General features: G+C 66.1%; 3 protein-coding genes and 1 pseudogene. 3 read left to right on the forward strand and 1 reads right to left on the reverse strand.

Annotated features, from left to right (window positions below):
- The coding region (locus LQV45_RS28555) for a cytochrome P450 (protein ID WP_230010337.1) at positions 1–522 on the reverse strand (522 nt) is incomplete at its 3' end.
- Between the two features lie 393 nt (positions 523–915).
- On the opposite strand from LQV45_RS28555, the gene LQV45_RS28560 reads away from it, so the two are divergent.
- The 3 genes and pseudogenes from LQV45_RS28560 to LQV45_RS28570 form a co-directional block, all read left to right on the forward strand.
- The gene (locus LQV45_RS28560) at positions 916–1,293 is read left to right on the forward strand and encodes a flagellar FlbD family protein (protein WP_230010338.1); all 378 of its coding nucleotides are present in this window, start codon (positions 916–918) and stop codon (positions 1,291–1,293) included.
- 20 nt (positions 1,294–1,313) lie between these two features.
- The gene (locus tag LQV45_RS28565; RefSeq protein WP_230010339.1) at positions 1,314–1,712 is read left to right on the forward strand and encodes a sigma-70 family RNA polymerase sigma factor; all 399 of its coding nucleotides are present in this window, start codon (positions 1,314–1,316) and stop codon (positions 1,710–1,712) included.
- Between the two features lie 166 nt (positions 1,713–1,878).
- A pseudogene (locus LQV45_RS28570) lies at positions 1,879–1,971 on the forward strand (DNA starvation/stationary phase protection protein); the annotation flags it as partial.

Below are 1,971 nucleotides of genomic sequence, written 5' to 3' on the forward strand. Positions count from 1 at the left end.
GAGCTTCTGCCCGTCGATCTCGGCCGCGAGGAGCGCGCTGATCAAATCATTGCCCGGCCGGTGCCGCCGTTCCTCGATCATGCCCATGAAGTACTCCGCCATTTCCCGGTTGGCTGCCGTGTGGACGGAATCGTCGGCGCCCGGGCGGGTCTGGCTCACGATCACGTCGGACCACAGCTTGAACCGGTCCCTGTCAGAGGCCGGAATGCCCATGAGTTCGGCGATCACGATCACCGGAAGCGGATAGGCCAGCTGTTCGATCAGGTCCGTGGCGCCGCCGGCCACCACCGGCTCCAGCAACTCGTCGGTCAGTTCCGAGATGCGCGGGGCGAGCGCTTCGACTGCCCGCGGCGTGAACGCCTGCGTCACGAGCGAACGCAACTGGCGGTGCCGCGGCGGGTCCGTGTTGACCAGGCTGGCGGCGAAGAGCTGGCCCGTTTCGGAGGGGTTGTCCCCGCCCATCCGGGAAGAAAAAGTGCCGTGCTCGGACAGGACCCGCTGCACGTCGTCGTAGCGGAACACGTGCCAGACGCCGGTGTCCGGGTCCTGGAAAACGGGTTCACTGTCCCGCATGGCTGCGTAGCGGGGAAACGGGTTCAACGGCTGCTCAAAATCCGGAAATGGCGCCATGGCTGGCCTTCCTGATGAGGCGGGCGGCCGTCGTTTCCTGGCACTGGACCAACTGCACGGGACGAACTGCGCTGGAACAGGCGTCCAACGGGGCGGGCCGGGTGGCCCCGTCAGGTCCCACCCTAATACCGCGCGGCGGCCTTGGCACGGGGAATGTTGCTGCGCCGGCCGCCCCCGGGCACCGGCACCTTGGCAAGGCGCCTGACGACGGCGCCTAACGAAGGGGCCCCGGCTGCCGACAGTACGGAGGAGAACACCCTTCCCCTCACAGAGCAGAATCGGCTCATGATCGTCGTCACACGCCTCAACGGAACGCGCTTCGCGGTCAATCCGGACCTCATTGAACGCATCCACGAGAGCCCGGATACGCACTTGGTGACGCTCGACGGCGCCGCCTACGTGGTGCTCGAAAGCCTCGCCGAAGTGGTCGAGCTCATCGCGGAGTACCGGGCATACATCCTGAGCAAGGCCCGGGACTTTCCGGCCATCACCGGCTATCCCTCAGCCTGGTCCGGACTGAAGACCCGGACACTGATCCTCGGGCTGCGGGTAGTCGTGGCCCTGGGCGCGGTGCTTGGCCTCATGTGGTTCCTGCAGCACCGGCTGGGCAAGGGCACCGGACGGCGCCGGGCTGACCGCGCCTTGACCATCGTCAGCCGGTAGAGTCTCGGGCAAAAGCCACCGTGGTGGACACCCTGGCCGCCGAAACCCTCACCCCGGAACACTCCGTGCTCGCGGACGAACGGCTCCAGTACCTTCGGGCCGCCGTGAAATCCCTTCCGGAACGGATGCGCTACGTGGTGGAGGAGATCTATTTCGGAGACCGCACGGTCAAAGACCTGGCCGCGGAACTCGGATCCACGCACGCAGCGGTGTCCCAGCAGCGTTCGGAAGCCATCCGGCTCATGCGCGACGGCCTGAGCGCCCACTACGCCGACGACCCCGAGCAGCCGTTCCAGCCCCAGTCCAGGATTACCCCGAGGCGGCGCAACGACTACCTCACCGAGCTGTCCGAATCCACCTCCGGCGGCATCACACGGGCCGTGTTCCCGCGTGGGCCCATCCTCAACGAGGCCGTCTAAACCGCCCCCAAAACGGTTAGTAAGCCGACTTAGTATGCTGACCGAGAAATTCCTCCCAGAAGCATCGCGGCCCGGCGCCGCGCTGCGGTAGCGTCGGAAGCATCGGCCGGGGTGCCAGCAATGGCATGCGCGGCCCGCACGGCACCGGTTCTATCGAGGAGGATTCATGAAAGCATCACCAACATTGACGACCAACCTGCAGGCAGTACTGGTGGACCTGATCGAACTCCACGTTCAGGGCAAGCAGGCACACTGGAAC

The organism is Microbacterium sp. Bi128, assembly GCF_918698205.1.

Bases quoted from the DNA above. Each gene is read 5' to 3' on its own strand.
- LQV45_RS28560 (WP_230010338.1), top strand. From the start codon at position 916: ATGATCGTCGTCACACGCCTCAACGGAACGCGCTTCGCGGTCAATCCG.